A 16,824-nucleotide genomic window follows, 5' to 3' on the forward strand; every position below is an offset into this window, starting at 1 on the left:
GTAAGCTGTGAAAATCCTCATCATTGAAGACGAAAAAGAGCTCTCCCAAAGTATCCGGGCTTATCTTAAAGAGGAAAACTATCTCTGCGAGATTGCCCCGGATTTCCGGACCGGGCTTTACATGGTGGAATCCTTTGATTACGATTGTATATTACTGGATATATCCCTTCCGGATGGAAATGGTTTAAAGATACTGGAAGAACTTAAGGCTGAAAACAAGGCTGATGGCGTCATCATTATTTCGGCCAGAAATTCGATTGACGACCGTATTGCAGGCCTGAACCTGGGAGCAGACGATTACCTGAGTAAGCCATTCCACCTGTCCGAACTCAGCGCAAGGATTGCGGCGGTGATCAGGCGGAGAAATTTTGGAGGACAAAAAAACATCGTTTTACGGGAAGTTACGGTTGACCTGAACGCCAAAACAATTTCTGTGCACAACAAACCGCTTGACCTGACCCGAAAAGAGTACGATCTGCTGCTTTATCTTATTTCCAATAAAAACCGGGTTATTTCCAAAAATGCGATTGCCGAACACCTGGCAGGAGAGGAAGCGGATTTCTACAACAATTACGATGTGATATACTCCCACCTGAAAAACCTTAAGCGGAAAATCCAGGCAGCCGGAGGAGAAGACTATATCAAATCCATTTATGGTATGGGATATAAATATGAAATTCAAGCATGAAACTGCTTAACTACACCGTCCGCTCGTACATCGCTTATTCCGTTGTTATCCTGCTGATTTCTATACCGGCTTTCTACCTGGTGATGCACCGGATCATTCTCCGTACAGTGGATAAAGCTCTGATGAATGAAAAGGAACAGCTGATGAGCGAAATAAAGCTGGTGATGACCGAAGAGCAGTTAATGGCGTTTAAAAAAGTGGATGGGAATGTGGAGATCGTCGGAGTCGACTATAAGGTGTCGGACTCACTGTACACAGCTGGGTTTTCTGCTACCGGGAATAAATCAAAAGATTACAGGCACCTTGTAACACCGGTGAGTCTGGGCGACAAATCTTATAAAATGACGATCCATAAGTCGCTGGACGACAGCAAGGATCTCATCAAAAGTATTGTGTCGGTTCAGCTTTTTCTGCTGATTCTTTTACTGGCCGGGCTCATCCTGATCAACCAGGTGAGTTCCAGAAAACTTTGGCTGCCTTTTTATGGAACGCTCCGGCAGCTGCAGAACTATGATCTGGGAAAACATCACCCTATCCGTACCTCACCTACGGATATTGACGAGTTCAGGATTTTGGGCGAAACCGTTCAGCACCTGATCCAGAAAAACCATGATGTGTACCAGGCACAGAAGGAATTTACCGAAAATGCCTCACACGAAACGCAGACGCCGCTGGCCATATTTCGCAGCAAACTTGAGCTGTTAATGCAAACAGAGCCCTTGACCGGGCAGCAGGCACAGCTGATAGGCGATCTGGATGATGCAAGCCAGCGTCTGGCGCAGTTAAACAAGTCGCTGGTGCTGCTAACAAAAATTGAGAACAATCAGTACCCGGACACGGAGGATCTGGAAATTGCCCAGCTTGCCAGGCGGCTTGTAAGACAAATCGGTTTTCAGGCTGAAGAGAAAGGTGTTCAGATTGAAGAGGATTTTCGGAATGAAATTCATGTGACGGCGAACAAGGCTTTGATAGAAACAATGATGATCAACCTCATAAGCAATGCGATCAGGTATAACCATGACAATGGGAAAATTAATATTTCGGTAACAGAGAAGGTGCTTGCTGTCAGTAACACCGGGATACCTGACCCGCTACCATCTGAAAAGGTATTTGAAAGATTTTACAAAGCTGGGAAAAGCCGCCAGAGTACCGGGCTGGGTCTTGCAATTGTGAAGAAGATATGTGATTTATATGGTTACCATGTTGAATATCTGTTTCAGGGAGGTTTACACACCTTCTTCATCCATTTTGGCAAGGAAAAACCAGCATGAACTTCGATATGGTTAACTTAAAATAAAAATTCAGAATCTCTCCAGAATGTGCTTGTAGGTTTCCGATGTCTTAAGTTTTAAACATTTAAATCTGCAAAACGATGAAAAAATTGATGCTGGCCTTCATCCTCGTGGCATGCGCCGCAGGAGGCTCCTTCGCACAGACTGCTACACTGGTAATCACAAAAGTGGATAAAGCCACCGTACCCCTTAACATCAGGACAGCAGCAGATAAAGATTTTCCCGGTGGAGAAAAACTTAATTTTGGTACCGTTCCTGCAAAATTATATGCAGATGGCTATCGGATCACTTACAATGAAAATAACCTCGACGGAGCAAAACCGGAGTTCTATTACTTAACCATTTCGGGCAAAGGATACAAGGGGGATGCTGTTTATGACAAAAATGGCAATCTGATACACTACAAAGAAAAAATAGCAAACGAGATTTTACCCTTAGCAGTTATTGACGCCATCAAAATAAAATATCCTGATGCCGTGCTGATGAAGGATAGTGAGTCTATCAAAAAGGGACTGCGCTCAAAAGTGGAAACCTACCATGTAAGTTTTAAAAACAAGGGTAAAAAAGGATTTGCCATCGTGGACGTAAATGGACGTATCCTGCATTCCAGAGCCTGAAAATCGGTTTGTAGAGAACGCTCGGTTCAAAAAAAACTCAGGAACGATGGCTGCCATCGTTCCTGAGTTTTTTGATATTCGGGAATGATTACTCTGCGATAGCCTGCTTCTGTTTAAAGGCAGCCAGATTTTCTTTGACTGCATTCGCAAAACCTTCCAGCCTGGAAAGATCCGTTCCCCAGAGCGCCTGGTCAGCCAGAACTTTGTCTGCCACACTTTCGGGTGAGCTGCTGTCTTTCCATATTTTGTAAAAATATTCGGCAGAATCACATTTAACAGGATATAACTGCCCGTCCCGCTCCCCGTAAAAAATGCCATCCTTTTGACTCACCACTTTCATAAATTGCAGAAAGGCAGCAAATCCTTTTGCAAAAAGCACGGGAACTGTGTCCGTTTTTCTGTAGTGATTCAGCAGGGTAGGGATGTTGCGCATTTTCATCTTAGCGGTATACTGAACGGTAATATCTATCAGCTGATGCCGGATGAACGGATTTCTGAAACGGTCCAGTACCTGGTTTCCAAAATCCTGCGCCTGTTGCAGAGGCAGCTGATACGGAATTGCCGGAGCCAGCTCTTCCAGCATCAGGTCCCGGATGAAAGCCGATGTTGCAGCATTTTCCATACTTTCGCGGACCGTAGTAAGCCCGCTCAGATAACAGAGCCCCGAAGCAAGTGTATGGGTACCATTAAGCAGCCTGAGTTTGAGTTCCCGGAAAAGATCAATATTGGGAGCGATAACAACTCCGCTGTCTGCTTCTGCAAAGCTCAGAATTTGTTTGACTTTTTCACTGGAGGCTTCAATAGCCCATAGCCGGTACACCTCCGACACAATGAGCAGCCCGTCTTGAAACCCGTTTTTTTCTGAAAGTGTTTCAATCGTTTCCTGGTCTGGCTTGCCGGGAACGATACGGTCTACAAGGGAGTTGCAGAAATAGTTGCTTTCTTCAACCCAACGTAAAAAAGCTTTGTCGAGCTGGTGGCGCAGGGCCTGTTCCAGTACAATTTCTTTTAATTTTTCACCATTTCCGATGATCAGTTCCGTTGGGACGATCACCATCCCGGAGTCTTGTGAACCATTAAAAGTCTGATAACGACGATATAAAAAAGCCGTTAATTTTCCTGGAAATGATAACGGGGGATTAGCGAATATATCATCGTTGGTCAGCTGTATGCCGACTTCCGTTGTATTTGAAAAAACAATCTGCATAGCTGGATTGGCAGCGCATTCCAGGATTTGAGCCCAGTCTTTACTGGCTGATAAGGTCCGGCTGATGGCACTGTTAATGATCGTCTGATCAATCTGTTCGCCATTTTCAATCCCTCTGATGGTGTGAGAAAACAGGCTGGATTGTTCCTGAAAAGCATCCGTTCCACCACCGGACGTTGATTTTACCACGACAATTCTGCCGTTGAAGATACCCTGCTGATTCGCTTTGTTAACGAAGTAATCGGGAAGGCCCCGAAGAAGTACTCCGGTTCCAAACTGAATGATTTTTTCAGGCATAGAAAGCAGGGTTTCATATGCCGGTAATATTTCCGGCTGCTGCGAAAGCAGTGCGGGGGAAAGCTGAGGTAAAGACATTTTAATAAATTTCGGATACGGTAATATGACGCTACAAACAGCGGATAACCCCTAAAAAAACAAAGAGGCACCTGGTAGAGTGCCTCTTTGTGATGTTAAAGAAATAAGTATCAGGCGTTGAGCGTAACATAACCGCTCTCTTCTTTTTCTCTCTTTTCTTCCGGAAAAACAAAGTGGGTTGGATTATTTACCTTCTCGGGAAGTAAAGCAATGGCCAGTACTTCATCGATCTGATCCACGTAATGGAATGTAAGATCTTTAATATAATTGGCAGGTACTTCCTCCACATCTTTGCGGTTTTTGACACAAAGAATAATTTCCCGAACACCGGCCCTTCTGGCAGCGAGTATCTTTTCTTTTACTCCGCCAACCGGCAGCACTTTGCCTCTGAGGGTTATTTCGCCGGTCATTGCGAGGTAAGGTTTTACCCTCCGCTGCGTGAAAATGCTGGCCATGGACGTTACCATCGTCACACCCGCGGACGGGCCATCCTTTGGAACTGCACCGGCAGGCACGTGTACGTGCAGGTCATAATGATTAAAAATCCGGTAATCAATACCCAGCCTGTCTGCATTGGCTTTCAGATAGGATAGCGCCGCTACGGCCGATTCCTTCATTACATCACCCAGCTGTCCTGAGAGTGTAAGTCCGCCCTTTCCCCGGCTCAGGCTTGTTTCTATGAACAGAATTTCGCCACCGACGGAGGTCCATGCCAGGCCTGTTACCACACCGGCAAAATCATTATCCTGATACAGATCTTTGTCGAAGATTTCCGCACCCAGGTATTTCTCAATTTGTTCAGCCTTAATGGTTTTCGGATATTCCTGATCCATGGCAATGGATTTGGCAATTTTACGAATCACCGTTCCCACTTTTTGTTCCAGGTTCCTTACACCCGATTCCCGCGTATATCCTTCGATGATCTTCAGAAGAGAAGCATCGTCAATTTTGATATCCGTAGCTTTCAGGCCGTGATCTTTCCTTTGTTTGGGTACCAGGTATCTTTTTGCGATCTGGAGTTTTTCTTCAATAGTATAACCCGTCATCTCAATAATCTCCATCCGGTCTCTCAAAGCAGGGTGGATGGTATCAAGTGCGTTGGCAGTGGCTACAAAGAGTACTCTGGAAAGATCATATTCTACTTCCAGGTAATTGTCTGTAAATGAAGAGTTTTGCTCAGGATCCAGTACCTCAAGCAAAGCCGAGGAAGGATCCCCTCTATAATCAGAACTTACCTTATCTATCTCGTCCAGGATAAACACCGGATTAGCCGAACCTGCTTTCTTGATGTTCTGAACAATTTTTCCAGGCATAGCGCCAATGTAGGTTTTCCGGTGCCCGCGGATTTCCGCCTCATCGTGTACACCGCCGAGTGCCATACGGATATATTCCCTGTTCAGTGCCTTGGCGATGGACTTTCCCAGAGAAGTTTTACCTACGCCGGGAGGGCCATACAGGCAGAGGATTGGCGCCTTCAGGTTCCCTTTTAGCTTCAGCACGGCCAGGTACTCAATAATGCGTTCTTTCACCTTTTCAAGGCCAAAGTGGTCTGCATCCAGAATTTTTTGCGCACGTAACAGGTCAAAATTGTCTTTTGTATATTCGCCCCAGGGCAGATCCACCAGTGTTTCCAGGTAATTCATTGTTACCGGATACTCGGGCGCCATAGGATTAATTCGCTGCAGCTTGGATAACTCTTTATCAAAATGACTGCGCACATTTGCGGGCCATTTTTTCTGAGAGGCTTTCAGGCGGATTTCGTCCAGGTCTCTCTCCGGGCTGTCCATTCCCAGCTCATCATGCAGTACTTTTATTTGCTGGCGAAGGAAATAATCCCTTTGCTGCTGATCAATATCCGAGCTCGCCTTGCTCTGGATTTCCCGTTTCAGTTCCAGCATTTCAATTTCCCTCATCATGTACTGAAGCAACAGATTGGCCTGTTTATGGCTTATCTTTTCCTCGAGCAGTTTCTGCTTGTCGGCAACCTCAACATTGATATTGGAAGAAAGAAAGTGGATCAGGAAAATAGGGCTTTCTATATTATCCAGTGCGATACGTGCCTCCTGAGGTATCTCCGGATTCAGTTTCATGATCTTGTGTGCCCCGTCGCGGAGTGATTGCAGCAACGCTTTCGACTCCTTTTTGGTTTGTCCGGGGAAGTTATCTTCAATAGCCTGGACAGAGGCCGTCAGGTAAGGTTCTTCATGAATGATGGCTTTTATCTCAAACCGCTGCCTTCCCTGCACAATGATGGTCACGTTACCATCCGGCAGGGTAATCATTTTCAGGATTTGGGCAACCGTACCGATATTATAGAGGTCGTCGGCAGTGGGGTCTTCCTTGTTGGGCTTCGCCTGGGTTACAGCGCCGAGTATTCGTAAATTGATATCCGAATTGCGGTATATTTTTTTGACAAGGCGTATCGCTTTTTGCCGGACAACAGTCACAGGTATCACCATTCCCGGGAAAAGCACGGTTTGCCTTATGGGGAGGATAGCAAGTTCATTGGGAAGTTCAAGAGGTTCATCAGCTCCTTCGGGTCCACCAAGAGGTACAATTTCTAGGCTGTCCAGATCCGAATCGGATACAAGCAGCCGACTATATAAGTCAGAAGGTTCAAATTTCATAGGCATTCTGTCATTGTGACAGATAATCTTATCACAATATATAAATAAAGACTTTCAAAAGAAAGGGACAATAACAACAAAATAGGTATGCCACGTGAAATTATGTCAGACCTTAAACGCAATAAACGCTACAAGATATGAATCGGTTGCCCTTTTTTAAACAGGTAAGTTCTTTTTTCGTTGCCGTATTTAACATTGGTCATATTTACCTGGTCGGCAAATGTGTCCATTAGGGTACTATTTTGCAGTGAGCAGGCTGTGAGAGAAGCGCTGTAAGGTATTTCCATATAAATCCAGGTGGCATCTTCTTCCTGTTCTTTCCCCAAAAAATGTACCGGAACATTTTTTTTTCCTGAATCAAAAAAGACGAAATTCTTTCGGATATAACTTTCGATAAAAGAATTATTTTGATCGTTATTACCAATGACAAATCGTCGCTTTCCATTATTTTCTGACAATGCCCTTTCCAGGTCGTCTGTAAAAATGCGGATGCTTACCTCGATCAGCTTTTCAGCCGGGTTGTATTGCATGTGCGTTACACTCACATGGTATTCATGCGCGGGGATAGAGGCAGTCAGCAAAAAGCACAAAGGCAGAAAAAATAACCTCCCTTTTTCTGAAACGAATTGCAGAAGCATGGAAATTACTTTTTCTGCCCGGCGTTGTCCTCTATACAGCATGATCAGAACATCACTTTCCAAACATCGTTGAAAATGGCAAAGGCCATCAGGCTAAGCAGTAGTACCATACCCACTTTCTGTGCGTTTTCAAGGAATTTATCGGATGGCTTACGCCCTGAAATGATTTCATAGGACAGTATGACGGCATGTCCGCCGTCCAAAGCCGGAATCGGAAGTGCATTGGTAAAGGCCAGTACCATTGACAGCAGGCCTGTCAGATACCAGAACCGTCCCCAATCCCATATTCCACCAAACATCCGGGCTATGCCAATAGGTCCGCTGAGGGCTTTTGATGCGGAAACTTCACCACGGAAAATTTTACCGAATCCTTTGACATAGGTGTAAACAATCGTAAAGGCATCCTGTGTACCGACGGCTATGGCTTGTGCCAGGGTATATTCCACAATGGTGAAATGCAGAAGACTTTTTGGATAAAAACCGATGGTGCCTTCCGGGGCTACCTGTATGGAAAGCGGCAACTGTTTGCCCGCCCGTTGCACAGTGAAAGATGCCTGCTTATCTTTTAATTTCTGAAGTACATCCTGCAACTGGTTGAAATACCTGATATCCGATCCGTTTACGGCAATGATTTTGTCACCAGCCTGTAGTCCGCCTTTGGCTGCGGGAGATCCTACCACTATTTCACCTACCTCGAAAGGTTCAAGCGGTTTGATGAAACTGCCTTTCTGCTCCGGCTCCGATAGTTTTTCTATCAGGTTATTGGGAATGTCGATCTGCACTTTTTCGCCGTTGCGGTCAACCGTGTAAGAGCTGTTGGAGCCTAGGTATACATCTGGGCTCATGATATCGTTGAAATTCTGATAAGGTTTACCGTTGATTTCTACAATTTTATCACCAGTTTTCAGCCCGATCTCCTGAGCGAGTTCACTGGCTACGATACCATATTTGTTGACCTCTGCACCGGACAGAAATTTTTCGCCCTGGTTGTAGGCGATTACGATGAAAATAACAATGCCAACAATGATATTCACGATAATTCCTCCCAGCATAACAATTAAACGCTGCCAGGCGGGCTTGGAACGGAACTCCCATGGCTGCGGTTCCTGGCTCATGGCCTCGGTATCCATGGATTCATCTATCATCCCTGATATTTTCACAAATCCTCCCAGTGGTATGGCTCCTATACCATATTCAGTCTCTCCTTTTTTGAAACTGAATACTTTCGGTGGGAAACCGATAAAATATTTCTCCACACGCATTCCAAACAGTTTTGCCGCTGCCATGTGTCCCCACTCGTGCAATCCTACCAAAATGGACAAACCCAATAGGAGTTGTCCGGCCATAATTAATACTTCCATTCAGCTTATTTGTAATCGTTATAGGTTCAAAAAATGAGAAACAGACTTCATTTACATTGCGGTGTCAAACTAGACCAACTGCTCAAAGTGAGTTTGCGCTCCGCCCACTTTTTACTGCTCAGGGGGCCGGGAGTCGGTTGATACCGGTTTCGTTGAAATTATCTGACAGACACATCAACGTAAATGTAAAGGGTAAAGTTACGTAAAACCCCCGATAAGATCAGAAATGTGTACGAATTGCATACAATAGCTCATTTGTTTTGCATGTCGATATCAATTCCCATCATCCGCATCAGTTCGGAGGCGTTAAAACTCCGGCAGATGCCATCATAAAGTTTATAGTCAAATTTGAGCTGGCCGTCTTCAACATCCGACCGGAAATGGAAATTATGTACAAAATCCGCATGGGCTCCCCACTCTCCCAGCTCAAGGTCATGTGTGGAAACCATGCCGGCTGATCTTTTGGAATGCAGTTGTCGGATCAGTGCTTCCGCACCGCGATGTCTGTCCGCAGAGTTAGTGCCTTTCAGAATTTCGTCGAGTAAATAGAAAACAGGGAGTTTTTCGTTTTCATCGGAGAGTTCCAGAAGCTGGCGCAGCCTTTTTAACTCTGCGTAAAAGGAGGAAGTACTTTCTTCCAGCGAATCCTGTGTTCTCATACTGCTGAAAACCCTTGCCGGTGAGCATGAAAAGGAGGAGGCACAAACCACGGCCCCGGTCTGAGCCAGGACGATGTTCAGTCCGACGGTCCTCAGAAAGGTACTTTTACCCGACATATTAGAGCCGGTGATCAATACGGTTTGTCCCAGCCCATTCATCTGAAATGTGTTGCTGATCCTTTTTTCGGGCCTGATCAGCGGGTGTCCCAGATCTTTTGTCTCGATGCTAATCCCATTGTCCCAGGTAATCTGCGGGATGGTATAGGCCGGATTGGCAAACCTGAAACCGGCTATACTGTTCATTGCTTCGGTGTCGGCAAGTACATCCAGCCATTGCTGCAGATGAGCTGCATGTGTGGTTTTCCAGCTTTCCAGACCAGCCAGGCAATGAAGATCCCAAAGGGTGGGTATACCTACAAAAATGGCAAAGTAAGGGTTGTTCCTGAAATCCAGCTTGTCGAAAAGCTTCCCTGCTTTCAGCAGCGCATCATGCGATCCTGAAATTTTTGACTTTCGTTCTTTCCACCAGCGCGAGTTGCAGGGGGCTCCATCTGCTTGTTCAAGGAGTTCAGCGTATGCTACCAGTGTCTGTCCCAGTGCCGTGGTTTTGCTTGTCAATGTCTGGATAAGCAGTTGGTAACGTTTCAGAATAAGCAGATGCCAAAGCAGGCTGAGCGCAAGCGGCCAGACAGGTAATAGGTTAAACCCGGCCAGTATCGCGAGCACCAGCGTTACGACGGGCCAGAATCTCCATTTCAGGGAAGATACCAACTCCTGAGGCAAAGTTTCATGGAGCCAAACCTGAAAGGCGCCAATTTGCTGGTCGGCGTTTTTGTGTAAAAGCGCTATTGCTTCCCAGTTTTGTCTCCAATCGGGACGGGTGGAAAATTCGGCTGAGGCTTCCTGCCTCATCAGGATTTCTTCCAGTGCGGCAGGTGCTTTAAGCCATCCGGAAAGGCGCCGGCTACCTGCCGCGGTTCGGGTGCGGTTCAATAATTTGTACAGGGAGTAGTCGCCAAAGATGTCCAGGTCGGACGCATAAGGGTGATCCTTCTTCTGATACTCACTCCCGTTTTCCTTTCTTGTAAACCTAAAAGAAAGCCGTTGCAGTTCGTCTTCATTGATAATCTGAATGTTCCGTTGATAGTCCCTCAGCCGTCTGAAAATCTGTTGGCGACGCATCAGATAGAAAAATACAAGTACCAGTGCGGCCAATACGAGGCCCCAGGTACCTGCACCCGTGTTATTCCATAGCCAGGCAAAAGCAACTATGGACAGAAAGGACAACAGGCGTAAAATGGCAAGCAGGTTAAATGTTTTTTGCGCTTTTTTTTCTTCTTCCTGCGCCTTTAAAAGTGCTTCTTTAAAATAGATTTCAGGATGCTCCGAACGGTTTATTTTATTCATCAATGGCTTACGGCAGCTTCAAACTGCAATTTTATTAAGTTGGCATATAGTCCGTCTTCAATCAGGGACAGTTGGCGGTGTGAGCCGGATTCAACGATCTGCCCCTTGTTGATTACGTAAATGGTATCTACTTTTCGGATGGTGGCCAGCCGGTGTGCAATCACGATGGTGGTGCGGTTAGCCATGAGCTCATCCAGTGCAATTTGCACTAATTTTTCGGACTCTGCATCCAATGAACTGGTGGCTTCATCCAGAATTAATATTTTGGGATCTTTTAAAATAGCCCGTGCAATGGCAATCCGCTGGCGCTGCCCTCCCGATAACTTTATTCCCCTTTCACCGACAATCGTTTCAAATTGTTCGGGGAAGGTTTCAATAAATTCCAGGGCATGCGCCTTCCTGGCCGCTTCATAGACTTCTTCCTTTGAAGCCCCGGGTTTTCCGTAAGTGATATTTTCAAAGATAGTACCTCCAAAAAGCATGACTTCCTGCGGTACAATGGCAATGTTTTTTCTTAACTGTGTTATATGAAAATCCGTTACCGGAATACCGTCGATACTGATCTTGCCTTCCTGATAATTGTAAAAACGCATTAGTAACTGAACGATGGTTGATTTTCCGGCGCCGCTGTAACCCACCAGCGCGATTTTTTCTCCCTCTTTTATGTCCAGTGATATCCCCTTCAGAACGGGAAGGTCCGCGCGGGAAGGATAGGAAAAATGAACATCCTGGAAAGATATGTTTCCTTTTACCACACGAGCCTCGACAGGTGTTTCGCTTATCTGCACTTCCGCAGGTTCTTCCAGTATTTCAAAAAGCCTTTCGGAAGCTCCCACGGTTTTGTTGATCTGCGCATATAAATCTCCCATACCGTTAATGGAACCGCCAATAAAAGTGGTGTAAAGAATAAAAGTGAAAAGGTCCGAAAGCCCGAACTCCCCTGCTTCCACCAGCCCTGCTCCATACCAGATCACCCCTACGATGGCACCGAAAAGAGCGAAAATAGTAAAAGAGACAAAGCCGCCTCTAAAACGCGCTGCAATCAAAGAGAGGTCTACCACGCGGTTCAGAATGGTTTTGTACCGGGCCGCTTCCAGATTTTCGTTGGTAAAGGCTTTTACAACATTGACAGACTGCAGCGTTTCTTCTGCGACCACATTCGCCGCTGCCAGGGCGTCCTGTGCTTTTTTCGATAACCTCCGCATGTACCGGCCAAAAAAAACAGATGCGATCACGAGGATCGGGAAGGTGGCAAGCATGAATAAAGTAAGCTTCCAGGAAATGTATAACAACATCCCGATACCAATCACCAGGGTAGCGATTTGGCGGAAAAGCTCGGCAATTGTGAACGAGAGGAGCCCCTGCAATTGTCCTACATCCGAGGTGATCCGGCTGGTGAGCTCGCCTACCCTGCGCTGTTCAAGAAACTGGAGTGGGAGTGTAATGATTTTGCTAAACACGTCACTCCGGATATCGGTCATGGACCACTCACTGACCTTGGTAAACAGATAAATTCTGAAAAATGAAAAGACAGACTGAGCGATCAAAACTACAAACAGAAAACCCGTGAGCTGATTGATGGTATACTCCGACTTCCCGTCGATCACTTCTATGATGTTGCCTATTAATCTTGGAAATGCCAGGGAAGTCAGCGTGGATAAAAGCAGAAAGAGAAGACCCGTAAAAAAGGTATATTGATAAGGTTTTAGATACTCAAGAAGTTTGATGGTTATTTTAAGCCCCTGCCAGCTTATTTTTTTGATGGCAAAAGGGGATAACTCTTCTTCGCTTGATTTTTGGTCCGACATATTGGTACACTAAGATAAATACTTCTGCTGATTTACGGACCGGTATCGTAGCGGTCCCTGAAAAACACTCAGGCAGCTATATACAAAAGTAATTAATAATTAAGATTAACGGTCTTACTAAATACCTCAGTACGCCGCTGCCGGATTTGCAGGTTGGTATTTGTTGTTGAGAGATCTGATAAATGTGACAGCAGGCCTCTCAAAAAAACGTGTTACCAAATGGGCAATTAATATACAGAATATAATGGCGATGGCAATCGCCAGATATATGTTCGGGGAGAAATAGAGAAGAGCCAGATCCATGATTATTTTACCCACATACTGATGCAGCAGATAGAGGCTATACGATATATTTCCAAGAAAAAGTAAAGACGGCTGGCTGAGGAATTTGAGTTTTTTGTTAATAAACAGAATAAAGATGAAATGATAGAAGAGCATTAATGAGCAGTGCGGGCCAAATCCTATAATATACATGGTCCTCCCCCCTTTATCATGAAGATAACATGCTGATAAAAAACAGAATAGCAGAAACAGGTAACGTGTAAAGGTGTCCCCTTTAAATTTCAACTGATAAAATAGGATTCCGGATAAAAAAAGAGGAAAGTGATTAATCAACTGGATTTTCAGTTGAACGAACCGGTAAAGTTCCGGATAAAAATGCCTCCCCTGGTGAAATAGAAGGATAATGACCAGCGTGATCAGGCCAATTGTTTCGATCTCACCCGTTTTTCGGATCATATATACGGCAAATATCCAGGCATAAAAGGTAAGCTCAACAACCAGTGTCCAATAGGAGGGGTCCAGGTCTTCAACCGAGAAGAAGGCAGGAAACATGCTCAAATTAAAGAATATTTGTGGCAGGTTGAAGTTTTCATTTTCAAAAACGAATATGAAGGAGGAAGTGATAATGATACAGGCCCAAAAGGTAGGATAGAGCCTTGAAAAACGGGAAATGATAAATTCACTACGGTTTTTTATTTTGGTGATAGACATAAAAATAACGAAACCACTGATCATAAAGAAGAGGTCAACTCCGCTTACACCGTACCGGAATTCCAGTGACGGATTAATCGTTTTTTTGTTAAAGGTGAAGTGAAAGAGCATAACACCAAAAGCAGCCAACCCACGCAGTGCATCCAGTTCAAGTAATCTTTCCGGAATCATAGCAGAATTCTTCATGGAAGTTCAGATGGTATAGTGTGTGTGTTAAATTTTTTACAGAACGGGATGGAATTCTGATGGGTTAAGACGCTTATTATAAGCGGGAAGTAACGGGAGGTGATGGCCAATAGATAAAGCCATGGGAGTGCAGCCCGTTTGGACGGCAATACCGTACGAAGCAAGCGTTACATAACAGAAAGCCTGCTGTAAGGCAGTAATTGCAGAAGCAGAAATTTTTTCGTAAAATGAAAGAAGCCACGCAACCTCCCTGGGGTTATTCACGTAATTAGGTAAAAAAAGGAAAATAGCATGCCCGAGTATAACTCCGCCGTTCTTCAAGAACTACTCGACGGCTGTTTGAAAAGAAACCGCCGAAGTCAGGAGCTGCTGTATAAGCAGTTTTATGGGTACGCCATGAGCATATGCATGAGATATTGTAAGAACAAGGAAGAGGCAAAGGAGATTCTCAATGACGGTTTTCTCAAAGTGTTTACCAAAATAGAAAGTTTTGACGTATCCCGGTCTTTTAAGACGTGGCTGGGAAGGGTCATGATTAATACAGCCCTCGATCATTACCGGCAGGAAGTTAGGCATGACATATTTGTGGAGTATGAAGCGGCCGAGCAGGTTACCGTTGATGAGACGATTATCAGTAAACTATCCCATGAAGAACTTGTGCACTTCATACAGCAGCTCACGCCCTCTTACCGGATCGTTTTTAGTTTGTATGTTATCGATGGTTTTGCACATGAAGAAATTGCAGAGCGTTTAGGTATTTCGGTGGGCGCGTCCAAGTCCAACTTGTCGCGGGCCAGGGAAAAATTGCGAGAAATGTTATCCAGATTAAATATTGACAATTATGATAGAGTTACCAGATGACGAACTGGATAAGCTCTTCAGAAAGTCATCCGAAGAGCTTGATCCTACCTATGATCCCCAGGATTGGGGTAAAATGGAACAACTCCTGAATCAGGAGGATGGAAGAACTCCCATGTTTGCATGGATGAAAAAGTGGTGGCTGGCACTGTTAGCTGGTTTGTTGTTTTTGGGTGGAAGCATCGGCTACTATGCCTGGCAAAGGAATACGGGAGGTATTTCGGCTGAAACGCAGCCGGAGCAGGTGAATCTTGCCAAAAAAGAAAATAAAGAAAACAAGGCACCTGGTACTGCTGTAAAGACAGCAGATGAAGGAACGCCAGAAGTTGCGGACATTAAAATACAGCCCAAAGAAAAAGCAACAGAAACGACCGTAACTGCGTATCAGGATAAAAAAAGCCCGGCATCACCTGAAACTAAGTTTTCAAAAATATTGCCCCGGAATGGATCTAAGGCAGGCGGAGTGTTCTTAGAGCCGAACCGCTCAGGAAATCGGAGAGGATCCGGGGCACTTTTAACGAATTCAACCGTAAAGAATAATAGCAGAAACCAAAAGAGTGCAGGTCTGTACAGCCCTGAACCGGTGTTACGTCCAAACACGGAGCAGTCGCCCGTCAGGGAATTTAATTCTGTGGTTTCATCCGTTTCTGAAACGGATACACCCGCTGCCACCGGTTTGATCAGCCGGGCGGGGATACCTGGGAAGGAGCAGCAAATACCTGGCGAAGAGATAGGGAGGGCCGCGATTCCGCTGCTTGCCGCCAAACCTTTGGCATTCAGGGAGCTAATGCTTCCGACAGTAAAAGTACCATCCGGTGAAGAGCTCCCTGCGGTCATTTCTGTGGTGAAACCGCCTTCGCCCAGGTTTGCGGTCAGGTTTGGATATTCGCCGGACCTCAGCTCTGTAAAGTTTATGAATGGGCTGAAAGCAGGAAGTGCTGTGGCACTGTTGGGAGAGTACTCCTTTTTACCGAATCTCTATCTGCAGACCGGGGCAATCAGAAGTGTCAAAAAATATGTGGCCGGAGAAGGCGATTATGCATGGCCTTCTGATTGGAAACAATCAGTTCTTCCGGATAATGTTGATGGTTCCTGCAGAATTATCGAGGTGCCTTTCAACTTTAGGTATGATATCAGTTCAACCGATCGGCGGCGATGGTTTGCCACAACGGGAGTATCCTCTTATCACATGCAAAACGAAAAATATAAATATAATTATAAAAAACACGTTCCAGGAATCAAATGGTATAACTGGGAAGGTAAAACGGGCTGGTATTGGTTGAGCCATCTGAATGCCTCCGTTGGATATGAATACCGGTTGTCCGAAAAATTATCGGTTTTGGCAGAACCTTATGCCACAGTTCCGCTGAAAAAGGTGGGTTATGGCAAGGTAAATCTGTTTACCACCGGTATGTGGATTTCTGTAAGATACGTGCCTTCGTTCAAAAATAAATAAGCACTTACCGTCTGTTTTTTAATGAATCGGTTGTAAGGTATCCGTGAGTTAAGTCTCCCATTTTCAGTACCATGCAATTGGTTTCTGCAGGATTTTTATTGTTCAATTATTACTATTTTTTTATTATTCATCATGGAAAACACATCAAGAGAAACAATGAAAAGAGGCGAATTCCTTCGCAGCCTCGGCCTGAGCACTTCCACTTTAATGGCATTTTATTGCATGGGCACAACACTTACCTCGTGCGGATCAAGCAGCGATGATCCGGATCCGGCTCCCGGAACCGGGTCGGGAACGGGCCTCACGGGTACTACTACCGGAAGTGCCGTTAATTTTACCGTTGATCTTACCAATTCAACCTATGCCAAACTGAAAACGGCGGGTGAATACAAAATAATCGGAGATGTTTTAGTGGCGTTCACCTCCGGAAGTGCATACGTGGCGCTGGCAAAGGCCTGTACCCATCAGCAAACCGAGCTTCAGTATCGTAGCACTACCAATGATCTGTTCTGCAGTAATCATCAGTCGGTATTTAAAATTACAGGTGCTGTTGACAAGGGACCTAGTACCGGAGATACGATCACAGCTTTGAAAGTATATAAAATTACACTTTCTGCCGATGGCAACACACTAACCGTCACTGCCTGAAAAG

13 protein-coding genes are annotated in these 16,824 nt (G+C 45.2%); 6 read left to right on the forward strand and 7 right to left on the reverse strand.

The features are described 5' to 3' along the window. Nucleotides 1–7: 7 nt before the first annotated feature. The 3 genes from KOE27_RS25205 (at nucleotide 8) to KOE27_RS25215 (ending at nucleotide 2,597) form a co-directional block, all read left to right on the forward strand. Nucleotides 8–688: a response regulator transcription factor gene (locus KOE27_RS25205; RefSeq protein WP_215241458.1), complete on the forward strand. Its 681-nt coding sequence runs from the start codon at nucleotides 8–10 to the stop codon at nucleotides 686–688. After that, the gene (locus KOE27_RS25210; protein WP_215241459.1) at nucleotides 685–1,959 is read left to right on the forward strand and encodes a sensor histidine kinase; all 1,275 of its coding nucleotides are present in this window, start codon (nucleotides 685–687) and stop codon (nucleotides 1,957–1,959) included. Before KOE27_RS25205 ends, KOE27_RS25210 begins: the two co-directional genes overlap by 4 nt. Nucleotides 1,960–2,060: 101 nt before the next feature. Further along, nucleotides 2,061–2,597, forward strand: coding sequence for a nucleotide exchange factor GrpE (locus KOE27_RS25215; protein ID WP_215241460.1), 537 nt, complete (start codon nucleotides 2,061–2,063; stop codon nucleotides 2,595–2,597). 88 nt (nucleotides 2,598–2,685) lie between these two features. Here KOE27_RS25215 and KOE27_RS25220 read toward each other — a convergent pair whose 3' ends face one another. The 7 genes from KOE27_RS25220 to KOE27_RS25250 form a co-directional block, all read right to left on the reverse strand. Then, a complete protein-coding gene (locus KOE27_RS25220) occupies nucleotides 2,686–4,179 on the reverse strand; it encodes a tagaturonate reductase (protein ID WP_215241461.1) in 1,494 nt (497 codons plus the stop codon). A gap of 110 nt (nucleotides 4,180–4,289) precedes the next feature. Continuing rightward, entirely contained in the window at nucleotides 4,290–6,806 is a 2,517-nt protein-coding gene (gene lon, locus KOE27_RS25225) for an endopeptidase La (RefSeq protein WP_215241462.1), read from the reverse strand. 128 nt (nucleotides 6,807–6,934) lie between these two features. Then, the gene (locus KOE27_RS25230; protein ID WP_229252951.1) at nucleotides 6,935–7,444 is read right to left on the reverse strand and encodes a DUF6702 family protein; all 510 of its coding nucleotides are present in this window, start codon (nucleotides 7,442–7,444) and stop codon (nucleotides 6,935–6,937) included. A gap of 44 nt (nucleotides 7,445–7,488) precedes the next feature. Further along, nucleotides 7,489–8,805: an RIP metalloprotease RseP gene (gene rseP / locus KOE27_RS25235; protein WP_215241464.1), complete on the reverse strand. Its 1,317-nt coding sequence runs from the start codon at nucleotides 8,803–8,805 to the stop codon at nucleotides 7,489–7,491. Between the two features lie 251 nt (nucleotides 8,806–9,056). Then, a complete protein-coding gene (locus tag KOE27_RS25240; RefSeq protein WP_215241465.1) occupies nucleotides 9,057–10,871 on the reverse strand; it encodes a MutS family DNA mismatch repair protein in 1,815 nt (604 codons plus the stop codon). Beyond that, the gene (locus KOE27_RS25245) at nucleotides 10,871–12,679 is read right to left on the reverse strand and encodes an ABC transporter ATP-binding protein (protein ID WP_215241466.1); all 1,809 of its coding nucleotides are present in this window, start codon (nucleotides 12,677–12,679) and stop codon (nucleotides 10,871–10,873) included. The genes KOE27_RS25240 and KOE27_RS25245 overlap by 1 nt, the downstream gene beginning before the upstream one ends. A 126-nt stretch (nucleotides 12,680–12,805) precedes the next feature. Further along, nucleotides 12,806–13,858, reverse strand: a complete 1,053-nt coding sequence (locus tag KOE27_RS25250; RefSeq protein WP_215241467.1) for an acyltransferase family protein — start codon at nucleotides 13,856–13,858, stop codon at nucleotides 12,806–12,808. Between the two features lie 291 nt (nucleotides 13,859–14,149). Between KOE27_RS25250 and KOE27_RS25255 the strand changes: the two genes are divergently transcribed. The 3 genes from KOE27_RS25255 to KOE27_RS25265 all read left to right on the forward strand — a co-directional run bounded on the left by KOE27_RS25255 (nucleotide 14,150) and on the right by KOE27_RS25265 (nucleotide 16,820). After that, nucleotides 14,150–14,719 carry an RNA polymerase sigma factor gene (locus KOE27_RS25255; protein ID WP_215241468.1) on the forward strand — a complete coding sequence of 190 codons (570 nt, stop codon included), beginning with the start codon at nucleotides 14,150–14,152 and terminating at the stop codon, nucleotides 14,717–14,719. Then, nucleotides 14,700–16,172 carry a porin family protein gene (locus tag KOE27_RS25260; protein WP_215241469.1) on the forward strand — a complete coding sequence of 491 codons (1,473 nt, stop codon included), beginning with the start codon at nucleotides 14,700–14,702 and terminating at the stop codon, nucleotides 16,170–16,172. Before KOE27_RS25255 ends, KOE27_RS25260 begins: the two co-directional genes overlap by 20 nt. A gap of 132 nt (nucleotides 16,173–16,304) precedes the next feature. Next, nucleotides 16,305–16,820: a QcrA and Rieske domain-containing protein gene (locus KOE27_RS25265; protein WP_229252952.1), complete on the forward strand. Its 516-nt coding sequence runs from the start codon at nucleotides 16,305–16,307 to the stop codon at nucleotides 16,818–16,820. The last annotated feature ends 4 nt before the right edge of the window (nucleotides 16,821–16,824 follow it).

Source organism: Dyadobacter sp. CECT 9275, from assembly GCF_907164905.1.
In the GTDB taxonomy this organism is placed as follows: domain Bacteria; phylum Bacteroidota; class Bacteroidia; order Cytophagales; family Spirosomataceae; genus Dyadobacter; species Dyadobacter helix.